The sequence below is a fragment of the Achromobacter agilis genome (assembly GCF_900496965.1).
GTDB classification, from domain to species: domain Bacteria; phylum Pseudomonadota; class Gammaproteobacteria; order Burkholderiales; family Burkholderiaceae_B; genus Achromobacter; species Achromobacter agilis.
Window position 1 is genome coordinate 23,227 of the sequence record NZ_UFQB01000025.1, and the last position, 15,016, is coordinate 38,242.

Consider the following 15,016-nt stretch of genomic DNA (forward strand, 5'->3'; position numbering starts at 1 on the left):
CGCGTCGTGAGTGGTAGTAACGGCGGGGCCGGGAAAGTTCCATGCGGGTTCGATGGAACCAAGGCGGGGCGGCGGTTACGAACACGGCATGGCGGCGGATCCGGGCCGAACAGTTCCGGATTCCGCGAATGTTTCAAGGGTTAACCCTTAATCAACGAGGCGTCCACCATCGGACGCGCGGCAAGAGGAGAAGAAGATGACCACAGTTTCCGGAGCGGGAGTCGGCGGCGTATCGGGCATGGACCTGGGGTCGATGGACCTGGAGACCGCGCTGATGGCGGTGCAGAGCGAGCGCACCAAGCTGCTGGACGACGCCCTGCGCCTGCAGCTCGATTCGGTCAGCGCCCGCAATGCGGAGATGGCCGGCCTGAACGACGCCATCGCGGCCAAGTCGTCCGAGAACAGCAAGCTGGAAGAGTCCAGCCTTTCCATGCAGAAGCAGATTGCGGAACTGCGCGACCTGCAATCGCGGCTGAAGGCCAGCGAGTGCCCGAATCCCGATGGTTGGTACGGCCTTTCCTGGGGGCAGGGCGACGACGCGGCGCTGTCCCATTCCACGCTGGAACAGATCAAGTCGTCCGGGCTGACCGTCCCCGCCGGCGCAGATGCGCCGCGCGACGTGGACGGCAATGGGACCATGGACGCCAAAGGGAAGGTGGTGGCCGGCTGGCAGAAGGAGATCGACGGCAAGGTGGCGGCGCTGGAAGAGAGCATCAAGAACAACGCCGCCACCGTCGAGGCCAACAAGACGGAAATGACGTCCATCAAGAACCAGGTCGACGCGCTGGGCAATACGCAGCAGACGGAAATGCTGCGGTTGCAAGGCATGACCGGCAAGCGCAACGAGGCCTTCGATGTGATGACGAACTTCATCAAGAAGATGCAGGACAGCCGTTCCAGCATCATCGGCAACATGCGTTGACACGGCGGCCCGCGCCGCCTTGCGGCGGCCCGCGCCGCCTTGCGGCGGCGTGGAACTTCCGGTCCGCAGCGGTTACTCATGCAGCATGCGGGGTCGGAACGGCCCGGACCCAGATGCGACGCCCCGGATGCGCGGCAGCGCACCATTCTTGGAGATAGAACAATGAGCAATCCAGTCGGCGGCGCCAGCGGCGCCGGTAGCGTCGGCCAGATCGACCTGTCCAGCATGGACATCGAGACGGCCCTCATGATGGTGCAGGGCGAGCGCGTCAAATTGCTGGACGCGCAGCTGCAGAACCAGATCAATGAGGTGCAGAAGCGCAATACCGAAATCGCCAAGCTGAACGAGGCCATGAACAGCCTGAACGCGCTGGCGGGCCTGTTCAAGTCCGGCAAGGACGGTGGCACCAAGATGAAGGACGGCGAGATCCCCGACTGGAACGACGCTGGCACGCCAAACGACAACCGCTACAACGAGATGCGCGACGCCATGTGGAGCGCGATGGGCGAAGCGGGCATGGACCTGAACACCGACAAGTACCAGTTGAAGGTGGACAATGGCATCAGCAATGTCACCAAGGGCAGCATCGAGACCGCCATCCAGGCCATCAAGAACAAGGTGGACGCGCTGTCGAACACCCAGCAGATGGACATGACGCGTCTGCAGTCCATGACCAACAAGCGCAACGAAGCCTTCGACGTGATGACGAACTTCGTCAAGAAGATGCAGGACAGCCGCTCGTCCATCATCGGCAACATGCGTTGATCGAATCCTTCAATCCTTCCTGAATCCGGAATACCGACATGAGCCAGAAAAAGACCCCCGAACAGATCCACGCCGATGCCGAGCGCGCGCTGGGCGACGCCCGCCGCGCCCTGGAACAGGCCGACGAGTTCTACCGGGACCAGGGCCTGGACCCGGAAAAGGTGCGCGCCGTGAGTGCGGAGCGCCTGGGGCCGAAAGAGCGCGCAGAAGCCGAGGCGCTGTTCCGCCAGGACCTGGAAGCGGTAGAGAGCGAGATGGCGCAGGAGTTGGCGCGCCAGAGTTTCGCGGCGCCGGCGCAGTCGGGCGGTATCAAGAAAATGCGTCCCATGGTGTAAGGCGGGCGCCGCCCTGGAAGAAGGAGAACGACATGAGTCTGACCCCGGAAGAGAATGCCGCCCTGGCGCGCAACCTCGAGTCCGCCATGGAGGAAGCCACGGGCGGTCTGGCCAGCTACATCCGCGCGGGCGGCAAGCTCGGCGACGTGCTTGGGCTGGCGCCGGCCGAGCTGGAGGCGATGTACTCGCTGGGCTACGCCCTGTACGAGCAGCAGCGCTACAGCGAGTCGTTCAAGGTGTTCTCCGCGCTGGTCACCTATGACCACACGCAGCCCCGCTACGGCGTGGCGTTGGCGGCCGCCAGCCGCATGCTGGGCCGGCACGAAGACGCCCTGCGCCAGTACCTGCCGGCCATTGCGGCCGACCCGCTGGATCCGGCGCCGCTGTACTACAGCGCGGAGTCGCTGGTCGAGATGGGGCGCCGCGACGAGGCGATCGAAGCATTGGACGCCGTCGCCGCGATGTGCGAGGGCGAGGAAAAGCACGCCACCGTGGCGGCGCGGGCGCGTGTCCTGCGCGACGCCCTGGCGGGGCCGCGGGCCTGAACCCGGCCGGGCGCCATTGGGCGCGCGGCCAAGATACTGGAGCCATTCCATGAGCATCAATTCCGTAGGCGCAGGCGGCGCGAACCCGTCGTTCAACATCGAAGACCTGATCAAGACCGCGTCTCCCGACGTAACCAAGGCCATCCAGGAGAGCGCCCAGAAGATCGTGTCCGAGGGCGAATCCCTCAAGCAGATGCTGGGCGCGCTCGGCGTGTCCGGGACTGCGGACGCCGCCGAATTGGCGCAGGCCTTGGCCGCCATGAGCCAGAAGCTGCTGGGAGGAGCCGGCGGCGCCAATCCGCTGCAGGCGCCGGAAGGAAACCTGGGCGCCGATGCCAGCGCCACGCTCAACGCGCTGTCGAACCTGAGCGAGCAGGACGTGCAGGCCGACATGTATTCCATGATGATGCTGTTCCAGCAGCTGGCGCAGACGATGCGCACGTCGGCGCGGGAAGTGCGCGCCAGCGAGCTGCAGGCCCAGGTCGACACCCTGAAGGGCGCCGCCGACGAGATGCGCAACGCCGCGGAGGAACGCATGATCGGCGCGATCACCCAGGGCGCGTTCCAGATCGCGGGGGGGCTGGTCCAGATGGGGGCCGGCTTCAAGCAGGGCAGCGTGCTGGCCGGCGGTGGGTCCGAGGCCTTGGCCAAGAGCTATTCGGACAAGGGGGCGGGCATCTCCGGCGTCGCCAGCGGCATCGGCAGCATCGTGAACGCCGCGCAAGAGCGCAAGGCCGCCGAGCATGACGCAAAACGTTCCGAGATGGAGGCCCAGGCCAAGGTGCACGAGTCCGGCATGCAGCAGGCCAGCGAAATGGCCCAGCAGATGATGGACGTGATCCGCGATATGCGAGACAAACTTTCGGCCATCGAACAGTCGCGGCTGGAAACGAACCGCGGCATCGCCCGCAACATCTGAGCCGGCGTACGCCAGGGGACCCCGACATGAATTCGATTTCTCCCAATATCGGCAGTTCCGCGCTGCCGCCGGGCGCCAGCCTGCCGGGCGACGCCGGCGCGTCGGCGGCTCAGGCCGCGCAGGCAACCGCCAAGGTCCGCGAACTGCTCGGCGCCTTCATGGATATGGCGGGCTCGCTGCCGGATGCCAAGGGCACGACGCCTGGCCGCTCCGACGGCATATTCAACGGCAACGGCGCGCCCACGCTGGAGCCGCCGGCGCAATCGTTCTCCGCCAACGACATGATCGATCTGTTGCGCAGCATCCGGTCCAAGTCGGATGCCGCGCAGATCGCCAGCGCCAAAGAGAACCTGGCCGCCGCGCGGACCAAGATGGAGAAGAACAACGAGGCGCAACTGCAGAAGATCCAGGACTACGTCAAGAAATGCGAGGAAGCCGCCAGCAAGGGGGTTCTGGGCAAGATCTTCGGCTGGATCGGCAAGATCGCCGCGGTGGTGTTTTCGGCCATTGCCGTGGCCGCGCTGTCGGTCGGGGCGGTGGCCACGGGCGGCGCGGCTGCGCCGCTGCTGGCTCTGGCCGTGATGGGCCTGATCGGCTCGACGATCGCGCTGGCGGACCAGATTTCCAAGGAATGCGGCGGGCCCGAGATCAGCCTCAGCAATCTCATGACCACCGTGGCCAGCAAATTCCTGCAGGCCTGCGGGGTCGACGAGGAAACCGCGCAGCGCATCGGCAAGGTGGTTGCCGGAGTGGTGGGGCTGGCGTCGCCGGCCTTGCTGATGATCGAGCCGGGCCTGCTGGGCGGCCTGGCCGGCGGGATCGCCGAGCTGGCCGGTGCTGACCAGAAAACGACCATGGCCCTGACCATGGCCTTCGCCATCGCGGCAGCCGTCACGGTGGGCGCTGTGACCATCGCCGCCTCCGGCGGGGCCAGCGCGGTGAGCACCACGTCGCGGGTGCTGGCCGCCGTCGGGCAGATCACGCAAGGCACGACGCAGATCGCGCAGGGCGCGGTCAAGATTTCGGTCGCCCAGACCAAGCGCGAGGCCGAGGACATCCAGGCGGACAAGAAGGAAATGGATGCCATCACGCGCAAGCTCCAGGCCAAGATGGAAGAGGCCCAGGAAGAGATCACCAAGGTGATCAAGCAGATGGAAGAAGGCCTGCGCATGGTGTCGCAGATGATCAACGGCGCCGCCGACAGCATGTCGCAGATCACTGCGAACATCGGCAAGCGGATGGCGGTCTGACGCCCCGTGTATGGCAACGCAACAAGGAAAGCAAATGGCCGATAGCGCAATTGAACGGGATGAGTTTGGCGAAGCCCTTCGCAACGGGTTGGAAGGCCTGCCTTCCAGTGGGCGCCTGACCCCCGAGCAGCTCGAGGTGGTGTACGCGCTGGCGTATGCGCATGCCGCGCAGGAACAGTACGCGCAGGCGCTCCCGGTATTCGCCTTCCTGGCGCAATACGGCCCGACCCGCAAGCACTACCTGGTGGGCCTGGGCGTGTGCCTGCAGATGCTGGGCCGGTCCGACGAGGCCATCACGATTTATTCGCTGGTGCTGACGCTGTATCCGGATTCGTGGCATACCGCGCTGCGCGTGGCGGAATGCCAGCTTGCCGGCCAGCAGCTGGACCAGGCGCGCCGCACGCTGGAACTGCTATGCACGCCAGGTACGCCGGACGAAGTGCGCGTGCGCGCCGAGGCGCTGTTGCAACTCACGTCGCGGGAGGCCGCGTCTTGAAGCATGGACGATAGCGCGCAGTCCCCTCCCAAGCCCGCCGCGGCCCACGCCGCGCTGGCCCAGGCCGTCTCCCAGGAGACGGCTGTTGTGCTTCTGGCGGACGACGCCCGGCTGCTGTCGGAAGTCGGCTTCCTGGCGGCTGGCGCGGGCGACGCCGCCCGCGCCGAAACCATCTTCTCCGCGCTGCGGCGCCTGCGGCCCGGCCAGGCCTATCCCGTGATCGGGCTCTCCGTCGCCTGGCTGAACGCCGGACGGGCGCCGGATGCCGTGCGCTTGCTGGAAAGCGCGGTGCCTGCCGATCCCGCCGAGCGGCCGCTGCTGGATGCGTGGCGCGGCTTCGCGTTGCAACTGGCCGGACGCAACAGGGAAAGCGCGCGCCTGCTGGAGGCAGTCGCCAGCGGCGACGGAGAGGGCGCGCGCCTGGCGCGCGCGTTGCTGGGCTTGCCGCAGGAGGGCGCATGATGTGTGCCGCGCCTGCTTGTGTTCATCGAATCTGGAGCTAGCGTAAATGGAAATCGCCGCGCTTTCGGCAGCCTTGCCGCCCATCTTGTCCACGCCGCCAACGCCGCCCGCGCAACTGGCCACGGAACGTTTCAATGCGGTCATGAACGCGCCCGAGGCCGCGCCGCCTTCGCTGACCGGGTTGCAGTCGGCGTTGCAATCGGCCTTCGCGCCGCCGGTGGACGCCGTGCCGCAGACCCTGGGCAACCAGATCCTGGCCAGCCTGCGCACCACCACCACCGAATACTCGGAAAAGTGGCAAGGCATATCGAGCCGGATGGACGCCATTTCCGCGCAGCCCTCGGTGGCCGAAATGGTGCGCCTGCAGGCGGATCTGCTGCAGGTGTCGGTGCAATACGAAATGGTGGGCAAGGCGGTGTCGCGCACCACGCAGAACATTGATTCGCTGGTCAGGATGTCGTGATGCGGGAAGTTTTCAGCTCTTCTTTTTTTGCCACGACCCGGAAGCGGAGCGTGGCCGCCCTGCGGCTGCTGGCCATTGGCCTGACGCTGGCGCTGGCCGCTTGCGGCGCACGGGTGGAGTTGTTCTCGGCCGCCAACGAAAGCGAGGCCAACGAGGTGCTGTCGGTGCTGCTCGACGCCGGTATCTCCGCGCAGAAGGCCGTTACCAAGACCGGCGTGGCCGTGTCGGTGGACGGCCAGCAGGTGGCGCGCGCGCTGGACATCCTGCGCGCGCGGGGGTTGCCCCGGGAACGCTTCGACGGCATGGGGCAGATCTTCCGCAAGGAAGGCCTGGTGTCGTCGCCGCTGGAAGAGCGGGCCCGCTATATCTACGCGCTGTCGCAGGAATTGACCAATACGCTGTCGCAGATGGATGGCGTGCTGGCCGCGCGCGTGCACGTGGTGCTGCCCGAGCGCGGCGGCGTGGGCGAGAACACCACGCCGTCGACGGCTGCGGTGTTCATCAAGCACCAGGCGGGCTACAACCTGGACGCCTTGCAGCCGCAGATCCGCAAGCTCGTCACCCACGCGATTCCCGGCCTGACCGAGGACCGCGTATCGATCGCGCTGGTGTCGGCGCAGCCGGCTGCTTCGGTTCCCGCCGGCGGCGCCATGCGCCAGGTGCTGGGCATCGAAGTGGCCGATGGCTCGTCGGGCGTGCTGATCGCCTGGCTGGTGGCGCTGGTTTTGATGGTGCTGGCGCTGGCCGGCGCGGCGGGCTGGCTGCTCTGGCGCTACGGCGTGCCGGCGCGCGCCAAGGCCGAGCGCCGCGAGCCCGTGGGCGAGGCGCGTTGATCATGCAACCGGCGGCAAGCGCGCTGGACCGGCGGCTGGTTGAGTTCAACCAGCTGCCGAGCCGCACCCTGCATCCCAGCCGCCACGCGGCGTTCGCGCCGGCCGCCGCGCTGCAGGCGATGGGCAGCGCGCCTGCCCTGGCCGCGGCCTGGCACCGCCACTGGTCGCGCGACATCCTGCGCGGGCTGAGCCTGCTCGACCGCCCGGTGACGGACGCCGGCCGGCCCGAACTGGCCCTGGCGCTCCTGGCGCCGGACGCGCTGGCGCAATGCGCGCGCCGCCTGGGCGCCGTGCTTTGCGGTCCGCGCCTGCGCCGCGCGATCGCGGGCGACGAGGTGCGGCTGCTGATCGCCAGCCTGGGCGCCGACCTGATGGACTTCGCGCGCCGCAGCGCGGCCGGCCTGCATGCCGGCATCGCCGAGAGCGCGGCCTGGCCGGCCGCGCAGGCCGCCGCCGCGGTCGATGCGCTAGGCCATGGCGCCTTGCGGGCCGCGCTGAGCGGCGCGGGCCCCGAACTGCTGCTGCGCGCCGAACTGAAACTGCCTGAACTGCCGGCCCAGGACTCCCCCCTGGCGGCCGCCGATGCCTTGTCGCTCGGCTTGTCGATACTGAAGAACACGGATCCCACATGGCATTCCTCATTCCCCGCGATCCGCTGACGCCTCGCGCTCTGGCCGGCCGCGCCTTAGCCGGCCGCGCCTTAGCCGGCCGCGTCGATCCCGCCGTGCGGGTGCTGCGCGCCGCCGATCAGGCGGCCTGGGCCAGCGCCGAAGCGCTGCTGGCCCAGGCACGCGCGCAGGCCGACAGCATCGTCGGCGGCGCCCAGGCGGCATTCGAACAGGAGAGCAAGCGCGGCTACGAGGAGGGGCGCGAGGCGGCGCTGCTGGACCAGGCCGAGAAAATGATCGAAACCGTCGGGCGCACGGTGGAGTATTTCGCCGGCGTCGAGAACGAGATGGTGGAACTGGTGATGGCGGCCGTGCGCAAGGTCGTCGATGGCTTCGATGACCGCGAGAAGGTGATGGTGGTGGTGCGCAACGCCCTCGCCGTCGTGCGCAACCAGAAGCAGATGACCCTGCGGCTGAACCCGGCGGAAGTGGAGACGGTGCGCGAGCAGATCAACGATCTGCTGGCGGCCTATCCCGGCGTTGGCTACCTGGATATCCTGGCCGACGGCAGGCTGGCGCGCGGCGCCTGCATCCTGGAAAGCGAGATCGGCATGGTCGAGGCCAGCCTCGAGGGCCAGATCCAGGCGCTGCGCCAGGCTTTCCAGCGCACGCTGGGCAGCCGAGTCTAACGTGGACAGGCCCTAGCCATGCGCCAGTTTGATTACATCGCCGAGATGATGGAGCTTGCGCTCCAGGATACGCCGACCCTGCGCATCAAGGGGCGGGTCACGCAGGTGATCGGCACCATCATCAAGGCCGTGGTGCCGACAGTGAAAGTGGGCGAGGTCTGCATCCTGCGCAATCCCGGCGAGGATTTCGAAATGAAGGGCGAGGTGGTGGGCTTCGCGCGCGACGCGGCGCTGCTCACGCCGATCGGCGACATGTACGGCATCTCGACCGCCACCGAGGTCATTCCGACCGGCCGCGCGCACATGGTGCCGGTGGGCCCCGGGCTGCTGGGCCGGGTGCTGGACGGCCTGGGCCGCCCGCTGGACGAGGCGGAGCTCGGCCCGCTGGAGGCCAGCAAGTTCTATCCCGTGTTCGCGGAAGCGCCGGACCCCCTGAAACGCCGCATCATTGCCGAGCCGCTGGAGCTGGGCGTGCGGGCGCTGGACGGCGTGCTGACTTGCGGCGAAGGCCAGCGCATGGGCATCTTCGCGGCGGCGGGCGGGGGCAAGTCCACGCTGATGGGCATGCTGGTCAAGGGCGCCGACGTGGATGTCACCGTGGTGGCCCTGATCGGCGAGCGCGGCCGGGAGGTGCGCGAGTTCCTGGAGCACGAACTGGGCCGGGAAGGCCGGCGCAAGAGCGTCATCGTCTGCGCCACCAGCGACAAATCCTCGATGGAGCGCGCCAAGGCGGCGTACGTGGCCACGGCCATCGCGGAATACTTTCGCGACCAGGGCAAGCGCGTGCTGTTCCTGATGGATTCCGTGACCCGTTTCGCGCGGGCTCAGCGCGAAATCGGCCTGGCTGCCGGCGAGCCGCCCACCCGCCGCGGCTATCCGCCGTCGGTGTTCGCGACCCTGCCCAAGCTGATGGAGCGTGCAGGCATGAACGAGCACGGCTCGATCACCGCGCTCTACACCGTGCTGGTGGAGGGCGACGACATGACCGAACCCATTGCCGACGAGACCCGTTCGATCCTGGACGGCCACATTGTGCTGTCGCGCAAGCTGGGCGCAGCCAACCACTATCCCGCCATCGACGTGCTGGCCTCGGCCAGCCGGGTAATGAACGCCGTGATCACGCCCGAGCACAAGCGGGCCGCAGGCCGCCTGCGCGAACTGATGGCCAAGTACCAGGAGGTAGAGCTGCTGGTGAAGATCGGCGAATACAAGCGGGGCGGCGACGCCATTACCGACGAGGCCATCGACAAGATCGGCGCGATCAATACCTTCCTGCGCCAGCGCACCGATGAACGCGCAACCCTGTCCGAGGCCCTGGCGCGCATGACCGAGATCGTGGGGGCGCAATGAGCGTGTTCGACGAGCTGTTGGCGATCAAGCGCTTCCGCGAAGGCCAGGCCGAGATCGCGGTGTCGCGGCAGCGCCTGCGACAGGCCGAGGCGGACGCCGCCCGGCGCGATTCCGAAGCGGCGCTGGCGTCCTACCGGGACGAGGCGGTCCGGCGCGAGCAGGCCCTGTATAGCGATCTGTGCAGCAGGGTGGTTCGCGTGCGTGACATCGAAACGGTGCTGCAGGACGTGGCCGGGCTGCGCGAAGGTGAGCGCCTGCACGAGCAGGCGGTAGAGACCGCGGAGCACCGGCTGGAGGCGGAAAACCAGGCGCTGGCGGCCAGCCGTCAACAGCATCAGCAGGCCGTGCGGCTGACGGGCAAGTTCGTGGAGCTGGCGCGCATCCACCTGGATGAGCACATGAAGGCGCTGGAGCAGAAGGAAGATCTGGAAATGGAAGAGGCCGCCTCGGTGTCGCGCGACCGCGAAGACTGGGAGCAGCACGAGGAGTTCGAACCGGCATGAGCGTGGATCGACGCATCGGGCTGGAAACGGCCATTCCGCAGGGCTCGGGCACGCTGTCGAATTCCGACGGCCACGCCGCCGGGCGCCAGGCCAGCGACGCCGATCGCCAGGCCTTCGACAGGGCCATGTCGCAAGGCGAGCCGGAAGCGGCCCCCGCGCCGGCATCCGCGCCTTCCCCGTTCTCGCTGTTCGGCGCGGCGGCTGCGGCGGCGCCGGCCGATGGCCACGCGCACGCCCTGGGCGAAGCCTTGCGCGACAGCGCCGAACAGCTGCTGGTGGCCGATGGCAGCCACGGGCGGCGGCAGGTCCGCGTGGAATTGAAGGACGACGTGCTGCCTGGCGTCAGCGTGTCGGTCTATGAAGACGAAGGCCGCTGCGTGGCCGATTTCGTGTGCGCCAACGAGCGCTCGCGCGAACGCCTCTGCGCCATGGCGCCTGAGCTTGCGGCCCAGCTGGCCGAAAGCCTGGGCCGGCCGGCGCGGGTGCGGGTGAGCGCGGATGACCCGGAAGATCCCTGCCTGGCGGAGACCGACGCCGCGGCACCGGTCCGCTGACAACCCCAGAACCCCATGACAGTCCGTACGCAACATTCCTCTTCTTCCTATCCGTTGCCGCGCTTGAGCGGCAACGAAGCGCGCGCGCGTTCGCTGATCGCGCATCATGGCGCCGACCTGCGGGTCACGCTCGCGCCGCAGGCCGGCGCGCAAGCGGAACCCGCCACCTGGCGCCTGGGCTTCACTCTCGGCGTGCCGGATGCGGTGCGCCAGTCGGCAAGCCTATCGGCCGATCTGGAATGGGCTGGCGCCCGCTTGCGGCTGGGTCTACCGCCCTCGGCGCTCGATGCCTGGCTCGCCGCCCGCCTGCCCGGTATCGAGCCCGGCGCCGTGCCGGCGCCGCTCGCGGCCACCGCCATCGAAACGCTGCTGGCCGAGGCGATGGCCGCCTTGAACGAGGCGTCGCCGGGCGGTCCGGCGCGGATCGTGGGCATGGGCGGCGCCTCCGAGGGGCTGCCGCAGTCCTGGACGATCGCCGCCCGCAATCCGGCCAATGGCGACACCGTCTACGCCAGCCTGGACACGGACGGCCTGGGGCTGATGCTGCTGGCGAGCCTGATCGGCCGGGCCGAACCGTCCGGCAACGGCATCGCCCCGGACGCGGTGCCCGTGCGCGTAGGCGCGCGCCTGGGCTGGACGGACCTGCCCGCCGCCGAACTGCGCAGCCTGCAGGCGCGCGACACCATTTTCCTGGATCACTATCTGGTTTCGCCGGAAGGCGAACTATGGCTGGCGGCGGGCGGGCAGGGCCTGCGCGTGCGCCAGGAACAATCCTCATACCTCGTTACCCAAGGCTGGACTTCCCTTATGACCGAGACGCCTCAACTGCCGGCCGATGCCGAGCCTGGCGCCAGCGCCCCATTTGACCTGGACGCGATACCCGTGCGGCTGACGTTCGAGCTGGGCGAGCGCCAACTGACCCTGGGCGAACTGCGCCACCTGCAACCCGGCGAAACCTTCGACCTGGAGCGCCCGCTGGCGGACGGCCCCGTCATCGTGCGCGCCAACGGCGCGCTGGTGGGCACGGGCGAACTGGTGGACATCGACGGCAGGATCGGCGTGACCCTGCGCAGTCTGGGCAAGGCCGGCGCATGAGCGGGTCATCGGATCCGATCAGCCTGGCCGTCGTCCTGGCGCTGCTGGCGCTGGTGCCGCTGGCCGCCGTCATGACCACGTCTTTCCTGAAGATCGCGGTGGTGCTGACGCTGGTGCGCAACGCCCTGGGCGTGCAGCAGGTGCCGCCCAACATGGCGCTTTACGGTCTGGCGCTGATCCTGTCGGCCTATGTAATGGGGCCGGTGGTCATTCAGATCGGCGAGGAACTGCGGGCGCCGCCGGCCGCCGTGGCGCAGGGGGCGCCGGCGCCGGACCGGCTGGAGGGCATCATGGATGCCGTGGCGCGCGGCGCGGAACCCATGCGCGGCTTCATGCTGAGAAACAGCAGGCCCGAGCAGCGGGATTTCTTCGTGCGCACGGCGCGCGGGCTGTGGGGCGAGCAGGCCGCCCGCAACCTGAAGGAAGACGACCTGCTGGTGCTGATTCCGTCGTTTCTCGTGTCCGAGCTGACGGCCGCCTTCCAGATCGGGTTCCTGCTGTATCTGCCCTTCGTCATCATCGACCTGATTGTGTCCAACATCCTTCTGGCGATGGGCATGATGATGGTGTCGCCGGTGACCATCTCCATGCCGCTGAAGCTGTTCCTGTTCGTCATGGTCGACGGCTGGACGCGGCTGATCCAGGGCCTGGTCCTGTCCTACGGCTGAGCGCGCCATGGCAACCGTCGATCTCGTTTCGTACATGACCCAGGCGCTGTACCTGGTGCTGTGGCTGTCGCTGCCGCCGATCGCGGTGGCGGCCATCGTGGGCACCCTGTTCTCGCTCTTCCAGGCGCTGACCCAGATCCAGGAGCAGACGCTGTCGTTCGCGGTGAAGCTGATCGCCGTGTTCGCCACCATCCTGCTGACGGCGCGCTGGCTCAGCGCCGAGCTCTACAACTTCACGATCTCCGTGTTCGATCTTTTCTACAAGATCCACTAGGGCCGGATGATGCCAAAAGGAGCCGTGCACTGATGATCTCGGGCATCACCTACGCCGAAGCGAAAGTCTTCCTGGGCACGCTGGCATTGACGCAGCCCCGGATACTGGCGCTGTGCGCGATGCTGCCACTGTTCAACCGGCAGCTGCTGCCCGGCATGCTGCGTTACGCCCTGTGCGCGGCCATCGGCGTGGTGCTGGTGCCCGCGCTGGCGCCGCGCTATGCGGTGATGGAACTGGGCACGCTGGAGATCGCGCTGCTGGTGGTCAAAGAGGTGTTCATCGGCCTGGTCATGGGCTTCCTGGTGGCCATCCCATTCTGGATCTTCGAGGCGGTGGGCTTCGTGGTCGACAACCAGCGCGGCGCCAGCCTGGGCGCGACGATCAATCCGGCCACGGGCAATGATTCGTCGCCCATGGGGATCCTGTTCAACCAGGCCTTCATGGTGTTCTTCCTGGTGGGCGGCGGCTTCACATTGATGCTGACCATGCTGTACGACAGTTTCCGGCTGTGGGACCTGTGGGACTGGGCGCCCACGCTGCGCAAGGAAAGCGTCCCCCTGATGCTGGACCAGCTGGGCCGATTCCTGCGCCTGACGCTGCTGTTCGCCGCGCCGGCGATAGTGGCCATGTTCCTGGCCGAAGTGGGCCTGGCCCTGGTCAGCCGCTTCGCGCCGCAGTTGCAGGTGTTTTTCCTGGCGATGCCGATCAAGAGCGCACTGGCGCTGCTGGTGCTGGTGCTCTACATGAGCACGCTATTCGAGTACGCCGCGGAGGCCACCGGGCAGATCGGCTCGACGCTGCCGTTCCTCGACAATCAATGGCGGGCGCCATGAGCGGCGAAAAGACAGAACAACCAACCGGCAAGAAGCTGCGCGAAGCCCGGGAGAAGGGCGACGTCGCGCACAGCAAGGACTTCACGCAGACGCTGCTGGTGCTGGCGATGTTCGGCTACATGCTGGGCAACGCGCACGGCATCGTCGAGTCGCTGGGCCGGCTGATTCTGCTGCCGTCCACGCTGGTCGGCATGCCGTTCGAGCGGGCGCTGCCCGTCGCGCTGGATGCGGCGCTGCGCGAGGCGGTCGCCCTGGTGCTGCCGTTCGTGTTGATCGTGCTGATCGTGGGCATGTTTTCGGAATTCCTGCAGGTAGGCGTGCTGCTGGCCTTCGAGAAGCTCAAGCCTTCGGCCAAGAAGCTCAACGTGATGGCCAACCTGAAGAACATGTTTTCGAAGAAGAGCCTGGTCGAACTGTTGAAATCCCTCATCAAGATCGCGTTTCTTTCCGTATTGGTGACCCTGGTTGTGCGCGATGCTCTGCCCGAGCTGATGGCGGTGCCGCACAGCGGCTTGGCCGGACTGGAAGCAGGCGTGGGCGGCATGATGCGCACGCTGGTGGTGAACATCGCGTTCGCCTACGTGGTGATCTCGCTGGCCGATTTCGTCTGGCAGCGCATGCAGTACCGCAAGGGGCTGATGATGAGCAAGGAAGAGATCAAGCAGGAATTCAAGGAGATGGAGGGCGATCCCCACATCAAGCACAAGCGCAAGCACCTGCACCAGGAAATGGTGATGCACGGGGCGGTGGCAAACACGCGCAAGGCATCGGTGCTGGTGACCAACCCCACCCACTTGGCGATCGCCATCTATTACGAACCCGGCGAAACGCCGCTGCCCGTGGTGTTGGCCAAGGGCGAGGGCGCGCTGGCCGAGCAAATGATGAAGGCCGCGCGCGAGGCCGGCGTCCCCGTGATGCAGAATATTCCGCTGGCGCGCGCGTTGATGGCCGATGCGCAAGCCGACCAATACATCCCCAGCGAGCTCATCGAACCCGTCGCCGAAGTGTTGCGGCTGGTGCGCAAGATGGCCGCCGATCCGGAACAGCAACCATGACTTCCGTCCCGCATCCCCTGATTTCCGCCTATGCGCGCCGCCACGGCCTGCCGGCGCCTGTCCGCGCCGATGGCCGGCTGACCGTCGTGATCGACGACGCATACCGTGTCCACCTGCAGACGGCGCCCGACGGTTGGCTGGCGCTCACGTCGCGGCTCTGCGCGCTGCCCGAAGAAGGCCCGGCGCGCGACGCGCTGGCGCGCGAAGCCGGCAAGCTGGCCGCCGGCATGCTCAGCCGCCACGCGGCCGGCTGCGTCGTCGACCCGCAGGGCAGGGCATTGTGGCTGCAACAGACATTGAGGCCCGACAGCAGCGACCTGGCGCTGGATGAGGCTTTCGGCGCCTTCGCCAACGCCCTGTCGTTCTGGACGGGGACGCTGCGGCGGCTGGCATGAAC

The 15,016-nt window shown here is 67.6% G+C and carries 21 protein-coding genes; all 21 read left to right on the forward strand.

The window, feature by feature from the left end; translation table 11 throughout:
- Positions 1 to 196 precede the first annotated feature (196 nt).
- On the forward strand, positions 197 to 922 hold the full coding sequence (locus AGI3411_RS23920) for a hypothetical protein (RefSeq protein WP_129529816.1): 726 nt from the start codon (positions 197 to 199) through the stop codon (positions 920 to 922).
- A 162-nt stretch (positions 923 to 1,084) separates the two neighbouring features.
- The gene (locus tag AGI3411_RS30460) at positions 1,085 to 1,687 is read left to right on the forward strand and encodes a hypothetical protein (RefSeq protein WP_165359256.1); all 603 of its coding nucleotides are present in this window, start codon (positions 1,085 to 1,087) and stop codon (positions 1,685 to 1,687) included.
- Positions 1,688 to 1,725: 38 nt separating this feature from the next.
- Positions 1,726 to 2,022, forward strand: coding sequence for a Btc22 family type III secretion system chaperone (gene btc22 / locus AGI3411_RS23930; protein ID WP_129529817.1), 297 nt, complete (start codon positions 1,726 to 1,728; stop codon positions 2,020 to 2,022).
- A 32-nt stretch (positions 2,023 to 2,054) separates the two neighbouring features.
- Positions 2,055 to 2,567, forward strand: coding sequence for a SycD/LcrH family type III secretion system chaperone (locus tag AGI3411_RS23935; protein WP_129529818.1), 513 nt, complete (start codon positions 2,055 to 2,057; stop codon positions 2,565 to 2,567).
- 49 nt (positions 2,568 to 2,616) lie between these two features.
- Entirely contained in the window at positions 2,617 to 3,486 is an 870-nt protein-coding gene (gene sctB / locus AGI3411_RS23940) for a type III secretion system translocon subunit SctB (protein WP_129529819.1), read from the forward strand.
- A 26-nt stretch (positions 3,487 to 3,512) separates the two neighbouring features.
- Positions 3,513 to 4,736 (forward strand): type III secretion system translocon subunit SseC family protein, encoded by a 1,224-nt coding sequence (gene sctE / locus AGI3411_RS23945; protein ID WP_129529820.1) that lies wholly within the window; start codon positions 3,513 to 3,515, stop codon positions 4,734 to 4,736.
- A 34-nt stretch (positions 4,737 to 4,770) separates the two neighbouring features.
- Positions 4,771 to 5,232, forward strand: a complete 462-nt coding sequence (locus tag AGI3411_RS23950; RefSeq protein WP_129529821.1) for a tetratricopeptide repeat protein — start codon at positions 4,771 to 4,773, stop codon at positions 5,230 to 5,232.
- A gap of 3 nt (positions 5,233 to 5,235) precedes the next feature.
- The gene (locus AGI3411_RS23955) at positions 5,236 to 5,694 is read left to right on the forward strand and encodes a tetratricopeptide repeat protein (RefSeq protein WP_129529822.1); all 459 of its coding nucleotides are present in this window, start codon (positions 5,236 to 5,238) and stop codon (positions 5,692 to 5,694) included.
- 46 nt (positions 5,695 to 5,740) lie between these two features.
- Positions 5,741 to 6,157: a type III secretion system inner rod subunit SctI gene (gene sctI / locus AGI3411_RS23960; protein WP_129529823.1), complete on the forward strand. Its 417-nt coding sequence runs from the start codon at positions 5,741 to 5,743 to the stop codon at positions 6,155 to 6,157.
- A complete protein-coding gene (sctJ, locus tag AGI3411_RS23965; RefSeq protein ID WP_129529824.1) occupies positions 6,157 to 6,990 on the forward strand; it encodes a type III secretion system inner membrane ring lipoprotein SctJ in 834 nt (277 codons plus the stop codon). The genes sctI and sctJ overlap by 1 nt, the downstream gene beginning before the upstream one ends.
- A 2-nt stretch (positions 6,991 to 6,992) precedes the next feature.
- Positions 6,993 to 7,649 (forward strand): SctK family type III secretion system sorting platform protein, encoded by a 657-nt coding sequence (locus AGI3411_RS23970; protein WP_129529825.1) that lies wholly within the window; start codon positions 6,993 to 6,995, stop codon positions 7,647 to 7,649.
- Positions 7,619 to 8,287, forward strand: coding sequence for an HrpE/YscL family type III secretion apparatus protein (locus tag AGI3411_RS23975; protein ID WP_129529826.1), 669 nt, complete (start codon positions 7,619 to 7,621; stop codon positions 8,285 to 8,287). The genes AGI3411_RS23970 and AGI3411_RS23975 overlap by 31 nt, the downstream gene beginning before the upstream one ends.
- A gap of 18 nt (positions 8,288 to 8,305) precedes the next feature.
- Entirely contained in the window at positions 8,306 to 9,637 is a 1,332-nt protein-coding gene (gene sctN / locus AGI3411_RS23980) for a type III secretion system ATPase SctN (protein ID WP_129529827.1), read from the forward strand.
- A complete protein-coding gene (locus AGI3411_RS23985; protein WP_129529828.1) occupies positions 9,634 to 10,140 on the forward strand; it encodes a type III secretion protein in 507 nt (168 codons plus the stop codon). Before sctN ends, AGI3411_RS23985 begins: the two co-directional genes overlap by 4 nt.
- Positions 10,137 to 10,694: a hypothetical protein gene (locus tag AGI3411_RS23990; RefSeq protein ID WP_129529829.1), complete on the forward strand. Its 558-nt coding sequence runs from the start codon at positions 10,137 to 10,139 to the stop codon at positions 10,692 to 10,694. Before AGI3411_RS23985 ends, AGI3411_RS23990 begins: the two co-directional genes overlap by 4 nt.
- Positions 10,695 to 10,709: 15 nt before the next feature.
- The gene (gene sctQ, locus AGI3411_RS23995; protein ID WP_129529830.1) at positions 10,710 to 11,789 is read left to right on the forward strand and encodes a type III secretion system cytoplasmic ring protein SctQ; all 1,080 of its coding nucleotides are present in this window, start codon (positions 10,710 to 10,712) and stop codon (positions 11,787 to 11,789) included.
- Positions 11,786 to 12,457, forward strand: coding sequence for a type III secretion system export apparatus subunit SctR (sctR, locus tag AGI3411_RS24000; protein ID WP_129529831.1), 672 nt, complete (start codon positions 11,786 to 11,788; stop codon positions 12,455 to 12,457). The genes sctQ and sctR overlap by 4 nt, the downstream gene beginning before the upstream one ends.
- 7 nt (positions 12,458 to 12,464) lie before the next feature.
- On the forward strand, positions 12,465 to 12,731 hold the full coding sequence (gene sctS, locus AGI3411_RS24005) for a type III secretion system export apparatus subunit SctS (RefSeq protein WP_129529832.1): 267 nt from the start codon (positions 12,465 to 12,467) through the stop codon (positions 12,729 to 12,731).
- Between the two features lie 32 nt (positions 12,732 to 12,763).
- Complete coding sequence (sctT, locus tag AGI3411_RS24010; RefSeq protein WP_129529833.1) at positions 12,764 to 13,564, forward strand: type III secretion system export apparatus subunit SctT; 801 nt, start codon at positions 12,764 to 12,766, stop codon at positions 13,562 to 13,564.
- A complete protein-coding gene (gene sctU / locus AGI3411_RS24015; protein WP_165359258.1) occupies positions 13,561 to 14,619 on the forward strand; it encodes a type III secretion system export apparatus subunit SctU in 1,059 nt (352 codons plus the stop codon). The genes sctT and sctU overlap by 4 nt, the downstream gene beginning before the upstream one ends.
- Complete coding sequence (locus tag AGI3411_RS24020; RefSeq protein ID WP_129529835.1) at positions 14,616 to 15,014, forward strand: CesT family type III secretion system chaperone; 399 nt, start codon at positions 14,616 to 14,618, stop codon at positions 15,012 to 15,014. The genes sctU and AGI3411_RS24020 overlap by 4 nt, the downstream gene beginning before the upstream one ends.
- Positions 15,015 to 15,016: the final 2 nt, after the last annotated feature.